This window comes from Microcoleus sp. CAWBG58 (assembly GCF_020883045.1).
Classification (GTDB): Bacteria; Cyanobacteriota; Cyanobacteriia; order Cyanobacteriales; family Microcoleaceae; genus Microcoleus.
Map to the genome: position 1 here is coordinate 1 of NZ_JAHRFA010000152.1, position 7,769 is coordinate 7,769.

Annotated in this window: 4 protein-coding genes and 2 pseudogenes; 4 read left to right on the top strand and 2 right to left on the bottom strand. The window is 45.5% G+C overall.

Annotated elements, in window-relative coordinates:
• Positions 1 to 69: 69 nt before the first annotated feature.
• Both QZ918_RS32520 and QZ918_RS33360 read left to right on the top strand, forming a co-directional pair.
• A pseudogene (locus tag QZ918_RS32520) lies at positions 70 to 378 on the top strand (transposase); the annotation flags it as partial.
• 40 nt (positions 379 to 418) lie between these two features.
• Positions 419 to 1,538 (top strand): annotated as a pseudogene (locus tag QZ918_RS33360) (ISKra4 family transposase).
• 130 nt (positions 1,539 to 1,668) lie between these two features.
• On the opposite strand, the gene QZ918_RS32535 reads toward QZ918_RS33360, so the two are convergent.
• Entirely contained in the window at positions 1,669 to 3,645 is a 1,977-nt protein-coding gene (locus QZ918_RS32535) for an ATP-binding protein (RefSeq protein ID WP_293343093.1), read from the bottom strand.
• A gap of 863 nt (positions 3,646 to 4,508) precedes the next feature.
• Positions 4,509 to 4,736 carry a type II toxin-antitoxin system CcdA family antitoxin gene (locus QZ918_RS32540; RefSeq protein WP_293343096.1) on the bottom strand — a complete coding sequence of 76 codons (228 nt, stop codon included), beginning with the start codon at positions 4,734 to 4,736 and terminating at the stop codon, positions 4,509 to 4,511.
• Positions 4,737 to 5,142: 406 nt separating this feature from the next.
• On the opposite strand from QZ918_RS32540, the gene QZ918_RS32545 reads away from it, so the two are divergent.
• Positions 5,143 to 5,484 (top strand): hypothetical protein, encoded by a 342-nt coding sequence (locus QZ918_RS32545; RefSeq protein ID WP_293343098.1) that lies wholly within the window; start codon positions 5,143 to 5,145, stop codon positions 5,482 to 5,484.
• Positions 5,485 to 5,684: 200 nt separating this feature from the next.
• Complete coding sequence (lepA, locus tag QZ918_RS32550; RefSeq protein ID WP_293343101.1) at positions 5,685 to 7,499, top strand: translation elongation factor 4; 1,815 nt, start codon at positions 5,685 to 5,687, stop codon at positions 7,497 to 7,499.
• The last annotated feature ends 270 nt before the right edge of the window (positions 7,500 to 7,769 follow it).

Genomic DNA, 7,769 nt, shown 5'->3' on the forward strand with positions numbered 1-7,769 from the left:
GCCGCCGCCGCTATGGTCTGCGTTGTAATTTGTTGTCAGCAATTTACAATTATGAGTTAGCTCTAGGGGATTAAATTTAAAACCTCTGATCGTAACATATATCTTTTTTGCAAGAGGTCTATTGTAGTAGAAGATCTAAATATCAAAGGAATGGTAAGAAACCATTGCCTAGCCAAAGCTATCTCTGATGCTGGCTGGTCCATGTTTGGAACAATGCTTAAGTATAAAGCCGAGGCAGAAGGCAAGGTCTATTTAGAGATTGACCGATTCTTTCCTAGCTCCAAAACTTGTAACCATTGCTTGTTCAAAGTTTCTGAAATGAATTTGAAAATACGCCAATGGAAATGTCCTAAGTGTGATGCTGTGAATGATAGAGATAGGGAGCATCTCAATTATGCAATAAGTAGAAATACTTACAATGGTAATATGCAAGAATTATGTAAAATGTAAAAACACACTTACGAGTCATAAAAATATGACCCCAGAAGAAACTAAAGAAATCCAAAAATGTCTAGAAACGGTATCCTCTATCTTACTCCAGAATACACCATCAGAACAGCTAAAAGACTTTGGCAGTATTGAATTAGCCGTTAGAGATCGTGTCCTCAAAGAAGTAGCTCCAGAAATTGGAAAATTTTTTAAGCAGCAGCAGTCAGACAGAAGCAGGCTCCCGCCAGAGAAATCCAGACCTGCATGGGTAAATGGCGAGTAACAGAACAACTTTCGTAAAAAACTTGGACTCAAGAAAGGGACAAGATTAAGCCCTCACGCCGGAAAAATGCTGCCTAATATTGAGCGCTAACGTATCTTATGCCAATGCGACCTGCATACTTACAACAACTCACAGGAATATACGTATCCCACAGTACGCAACAACGGCTAGTACATCGACAAGAATTTGTGGAGACTGTAGCACAGAAAACTGTCACCGCTTTGAGTTTAGATGGAGGCAAGGCAAGATTAAGAACCGACTTAGGAGAAGCCAGTGAATGGCGAGACTACAAAGCCGTGGCGTTGCATAATCAACAGTGTGCCGCTTTCTTTCAAGATAATAACAAGCTATTGGATTGGGTGAATCTACAGCCTTTAAGTGAGCCAATTACTTGTTTGGGTGATGGACATCCAGGGATCTGGAATTTGATAGCTGGGATTGCTTCATCCGAGAAACGTTTAGAGATTTTGGATTGGTATCACCAAACATGAAAACCTGTACAAATTGGGTGGTTCTAATCAACGTTTGCGAACCGTGGAGACTCATCTGTGGCGTGGTCAAATTGATGGGGCAATCGCTGCTTTGGCTGACTGGGATACACCTCACGTCAAAAACTTTCTGGATTATTTAGAACGACATCGATGTAGAATTCCTGATTATCAGGTGATGCAGTCTAAAAAAATCACAATTGGTTCGCTTTGCTGTCGAGGCGACAATTAAATAAATTGGACGGAGAATTAAAATATCCGGAGCACAATGGAATCGTGACAATCTGGCTCAAGTTCTGAAACATCGTTGTGCTTATTTAAATCTCGCTTTGGCCTGAATAGTATTTATACTCATTACATATTTGAGATGCTCCCTAGAGATATCAACGCAGCGCTAAACATTAGAGACGAAGGCTTGCGGTTTTTGGCGTTGGGAATCAGCGCTACTGCCAGTGGACGCAATGTAAGTCAACCCGGAAGAATCTCGGTTCTCTCGGATGCTGTTGCGGTTGAAGCTGGAAGCCCACTCTCTACCGCAAGGTGAGAGTTGGGTAATTCACAGAGCGGTTCTTGATAAAGCGGCACAGTAAAAGTAACTGTCGATCCGAGTCCTTCCCCCATACTGTAAAAATTTACTGTACCACCCATGGCTTCTACCAGTTTTTGAGAAATAGCCAATCCCAAACCAGTGCCGCCGTATTGCCTGGTACGAGCGCCGTCCACCTGAAAAAATGACTCAAATAATTTATATTGCTTGTCTAGAGAAACCCCAATGCCAGTATCCGCAACTCGGATTTTGACAATTCCGGGTAACTCCTGGTTGTTAACAGTTACTTTTTTCTTAATAACTTCGGCACTGATGCGAATTCCGCCTTCCTTGGTAAATTTAATCGCATTGCCGGTGAGGTTCAAAATTACCTGAAGCAGGCGTTGGTAGTTGGCATACAAAATAATCTCATCTTCGGCGGCTGGTGTTTGGATTTGAAATTTCAATCGCTTTTCCTGCACTTGAACCCGTGTAAAATTCTCCACTTGCTGCAAAAGTTCGCCGAGTTTGACTGGAGTGAGGTCTAACTCCATTTTGCCAGCTTCGATTTTAGCGATATCTAAAATATCGTTAATTACATTGAACAAGTGTAATGCCGATTGATAAGCTTCTTCGATAAATTGGCCCGCTTCTTCGGGGTCATCTGCCATGCCATCCATCACCAGTTTCAGGAAGCCGAGGATGCCGTTGAGGGGGGTGCGGAGTTCGTGGGAAGTATTGGCAAGAAATTGACTTTTAAGTTGGGAAAGAGCGACGGCTTCGGCACGGGCTTGTTCTAATTCTTGGTAAAGTGTAGCGTGGGCGATCGCGCTGCCGACTTGAGCGACTAACTCGCGGGCAAATTCGAGTTCGACAGGACTCCATTTCGGGGAATTGCCGCAGCGGTGCAAACATATCAGGGCATTGGGTTGGTCTTCATAGAAGGTAGCTGCTACGAGTACGGAATGGCGATCGAAGCGATCGACAATGGGGGAGGCGTAATCGACTGCTACGGGTTTTAACGTGGCTAAAGTTTGAATCCAGCCCGGCTGTTCGGCTGCGCGCAGTTGTAATCCCAGCATCGAAGAGTAAGGTTCTTGGCGGTACTCAGCTACTACTTTAAAAGTTTTCGATTGGAGATTTTCGATTTGATCGGCAGACAGCGGGGGCGATCCATCGCTGGCAATTGAGTGTTGCAATTCTGCTGCTAGATCTGGATAGTTTTGCTGATTTTCTGAGATCGGGAAGGGGGATATTTCGAGGTTTTCGCTGTCTTTTTTGGAGGAACAGATGATACAGCGGCTCGCGTTCAAAACTTCACCCAAACTGTTAACTGTTTGCTGCCAAATTGTCTGTAAATCGAGGGTTCTGTGCAGGTTTTGAGCGATTTGGGAGATAATTTTGCGATCGATTTCCGAGTAGGTAGTGAGCGGTCTACCGATGAGGCTGGCTGGATACAGCATTTGTTGGCTGGCGTCGGAGGAAGATGGCAAAGCTGGATATGCCATGAATTCTGGGGAATCTGCCGACAATTGTACGGGTTTGTCCGACAGCAGCCTGCCCATAACTAAGACTTTTGTAGCTTTACCGTTGGAGTCGATCGCCGGAGTGACTGTCAAATCGAAGAGAAAATATTGTTCTGCGTGGCAAAATGGATAGCTAAACCTTTGGGGGACAAGGGTTTCGAGCGCCCGCCGCAGGCGTTCGAGATAAGGTGCAGGGGCGATGGGTTGCAGGGTTTCGCTGAGGGGGCGATCGACAATTTCTTCTGCTGTGAGGTTGTACTCCTCGGCTTTTTGCCAGTAAAAAGACAGATATCGACCCCTTGCGTCTTGGGTAAATACTAATTCTGCCCCTAACTCTTGAAAAAATGCTGTAGAGGCGAGGCTCGATCGCCGGAAATCTGTGTTAGAGTCCATCAGATTAGGGGGATAAAAGTAATTCTGATTTTGAGTATTGAGTTTTTGATTTAAAATTTAAAACTCAAAATTGTTTTGGGTTGCGATAATTAAGATGTCAGCTATGGTAGAAGCAATAAGGAAGAGTTGAGAGTGGACATTTGATGGTTGGCAGAAGAGCCCGAAAAGCCGGTCGTTAGGTTGACAGAAGAGCCCGATCGCGCAAGACAAGGGTTAACAGAAGGAAGAAGGAAGAAGGAATAATCCCTTTCGGTTTTTTTCAGCTAAGCCGTATAAGTCGCTCAAGCTAAAAAGATGGAAGATGCAAGATTGAACAAGCAAGATGCAATCGAGCGCATTAGTTTTCGCAATTAATGAATTCCCCACCATCGGGTACGGTGGCTATATTAATTGACTGCAAAGTAGTTGGCTTTTTATTGAATGATTCACAGGTCGAGACTCGAAACTCAGAACTCTTTTAGACTTCTACTACAGCATTTTTAGTTATCAATAATTTCCCCAAAAATTAATTTATAACTCAACTCAAAACTCAAAACTATTTGTTGTCAGCAGTTTTCGGTAATTTTAAAATACAACTTAAGATGTAGGAATTAGTAGTCTGCACATATTCACGATCGAGTTGAAAAAATCCGCCAAAAGTTGAGACTGCCAAAAACTCAAGTCGGGGACTGGCGATCGCATTTTTGCCGTCACAATAGAAAAGCTCCTTCTACTTAACCAATATTGCTCCGAACCACCTGTATTTCGCCCGGAAATCTGCCGGAGTTATCTCGCCGGAGCTCGGAGGATCTAAATTTCACACCCAGAAATTTTATGCCCAGCAGATTTGCGCGCGCCGTAGTAGGGCGAGACAGGAGATAATTTCAGTCGTTCCACTCGCCGCGGGGCGGGACTGGGGGGGTGCGGCGCAAACTCAGAGCCTGATCGTCTTCGCGACGCTCGCCTCTAAGCCACTGCTTGATTGCTGTTTCAATGACTTTGCTGGGGTCATTTGTCAAGTGCTTAATTTGGTCTAGCAGTTCAGAATCGATATGGATGGACAGTTCCACTTTTTCTGACGAACTGTGGGAGTGTATACTTGACTCGCTCATAGTTAAAAAATCCTAGTTTTAATTCTTAAGTTTCAATTCCTTCTAGGAATTTACGCCTTTTTGTTTTGAAGGAAGTGTTTTAAGGAAGTGATGCCTTATCCCTAGTAGAGATGCACAGCGGCTCAAAACCTGTATTTTTTACACCCTTGCCGTCCCGCTTCCGTCATTTGACCAAATTATCTGCTTCTTGTCAAGCGCCAGCAACTTCTTACCAATATTTTTCAATTTGCTATCTGCCTCCTCAGCAACTCATCCCAAATTCTAGTTGAAAACTCTCAAGAGAAGGGGAGAGGGATTGGGGGAGGGGGAGAGGGGGAGAGGGGGAGAGGGGGAGAAAGAGTTTATTTTACTTATAACGGGCGCGCAGCGTTCGTGGGACGCTCTGTAGAGCAACTTGAGGTCAAAAATGGGTACAAGCGCCGGACAATTGTGGCGATTGGCCCAAAATTTTAGACTTTTGCTCGATCGCCGAGATTTATCGGTTGTGCAGCAAATTCAAAATCATTCTCCTTTTTTCAATCTCGACGCTCGCGCTCGCTCAAGTCTCGCGCCGCAGTCTCTTATCTCAAATCTAAATCTCTTGTGCAGTAAATCTAACATCGTTATCCTGTCTTCCGAATCGAGGCTTGCGATCGTTGAAGTCTCACCCGGAAGTCTAAAATCTTTAATCTCAAATGGACTCGGCTGGAAGTTTGATGCGGGATGCTGCCGATCGCCTTTTACTCAACTGTTCCAGAGTTTTCTGTAAAACAACAGAGACAAAACTTTTTCTGAGGAGGGCGTCTAGACTGGAGGAGGCTAGATAAAATAGCATAAATACAAGGGCTTTGTCAACCCACAACCAAGAAAAATTTAAATTCTATTTAAGTCTCTAAATGATTATAAATGACTGTAGATTGAATGAAGTTTTATAATACAGCAAAAGTCAATCTTTTGCCGATAGGTTTTATGACAAACGTTCCTGTATCTCGCATTCGTAATTTTTCGATTATTGCTCACATCGACCACGGAAAATCGACTTTGGCCGATCGACTGTTGCAGGCGACTGGGACAGTGAAGGCACGGGAAATGAAGGAGCAGTTTTTAGACAATATGGATCTCGAACGCGAACGTGGCATTACGATCAAGCTGCAAGCGGCTCGGATGAATTACACTGCCAAGGACGGTCAGGAGTACGTGCTAAATCTGATCGACACTCCCGGACACGTAGACTTTTCCTATGAGGTTTCGCGATCGCTCGCTGCTTGTGAAGGGGCGCTGCTGGTGGTAGACGCATCTCAAGGCGTGGAAGCACAAACCTTGGCAAATGTCTACCTTGCCTTGGGAAACAATTTGGAAATTATTCCGGTTCTAAATAAAATTGACCTGCCGGGGGCGGAACCGGAACGGGTTAAAGGGGAAATTGAAGAAATTATCGGTCTGGACTGTAGCGGGGCAATTGAGGCTTCTGCTAAGGAAGGAATTGGTATTGATGATATTTTGGAGGCGATCGTGGAATTGGTGCCGCCGCCGCAGGATACTGTTGACAAACCGCTGCGGGCGCTAATTTTTGATAGTTATTACGATGCTTATCGCGGGGTAATTGTGTATTTCCGGGTGATGGACGGAAGTGTCAAAAAGGGCGATCGAGTGTTGTTGATGGTTTCGGGGAAGGAATATGTCATCGATGAATTGGGCATCCTGTCACCGACGCAAGTACAAGTAGACGAACTGCACGCGGGGGAAGTGGGTTATTTGGGTGCGGCCATTAAGGCGGTAGCTGATGCTCGCGTTGGGGATACGATTACTTTGGTCAAAAAGCCTGCACCGGAGCCTTGGCCGGGTTATACGGAGGCTAAGCCGATGGTTTTTTGTGGCTTGTTCCCGATCGATGCCGACCAATTTCCTGACTTGCGGGAAGCTTTGGAAAAACTGGAACTCAACGATGCGGCGCTTTCCTACGAACCGGAAACTTCTAGTGCGATGGGATTTGGTTTCCGCTGCGGTTTCTTGGGTTTGCTGCACATGGAAATTGTGCAGGAAAGATTGGAGAGAGAGTACAATTTGGATTTGATTGTTACGGCTCCTTCTGTGGTTTATCAAGTCACAACAATTAAGGGAGAAGTGTTAACAATTGACAATCCGAGTCACTTGCCAGATCCTCAATATCGAGAGAAGATTGAGGAACCTTACGTGCGGGTAGAAATGCTGTCGCCGGAAACCTATGTGGGGGCCCTGATGGAGTTGTCTCAAAGTCGGCGGGGCATTTTTATGGATATGAAGTATCTGAGTCAGGGGCGGACTACGTTGGTTTATGAGTTGCCTTTGGCGGAGGTAGTGACGGACTTTTTCGATCAGATGAAATCGCGATCGCGCGGTTATGCGAGCATGGAATATCACCTGATCGGTTATCGCGAAAATCCGCTGGTGAAATTGGACATTTTAATTAACGGCGATCCGGTGGATGCTTTGGCGATGATCGTGCACCGCGATAAAGCTTACAATGTCGGCCGCGGGTTGACGGAAAAACTGAAGGAGTTGATTCCCCGCCACCAATTTAAGGTGCCGATTCAAGCGACTATTGGCGCGAAGGTGATTGCTTCCGAGCACATTCCGGCTTTGCGGAAGGATGTGTTGGCGAAGTGTTACGGCGGCGATATTTCGCGGAAGAAGAAGCTGCTGCAAAAGCAGGCGAAGGGTAAGAAGCGGATGAAGTCTGTTGGTACTGTAGATGTGCCGCAGGAGGCTTTTATGGCTGTGTTGAAGCTCGATCGCGATTCGTAGTTTGTCTGTAGGTGCGATCGTCTTTAAGGGCGATCGCACTTTTGTACAAGTCACCCGGCGGTTGAAACCGCGGCTATACAAACGAAGTCCGCCGGACGCCGACTAAGAGATTGGGATAACATTAGAGTCGAGTTTGTTTGGTAATTAACTGTAGTTTAGACTAACCAAAGATGAGAACGGTGGCAAAAGAAGAACTAGAGCCACCGCGCTGGGAGAGAATGAGGGTGAAAAAGAAAACCTATCCACTCCTTAAATGAACAGTGAACGATT

Excerpts from the sequence above, each read along its gene's own strand:
- QZ918_RS32535 (WP_293343093.1), bottom strand. The coding sequence starts at position 3,645 with ATGGACTCTAACACAGATTTCCGGCGATCGAGCCTCGCCTCTACAGCA.
- QZ918_RS32540 (WP_293343096.1), bottom strand. The coding sequence starts at position 4,736 with ATGAGCGAGTCAAGTATACACTCCCACAGTTCGTCAGAAAAAGTGGAA.
- QZ918_RS32545 (WP_293343098.1), top strand. The coding sequence starts at position 5,143 with ATGGGTACAAGCGCCGGACAATTGTGGCGATTGGCCCAAAATTTTAGA.
- lepA (WP_293343101.1), top strand. The coding sequence starts at position 5,685 with ATGACAAACGTTCCTGTATCTCGCATTCGTAATTTTTCGATTATTGCT.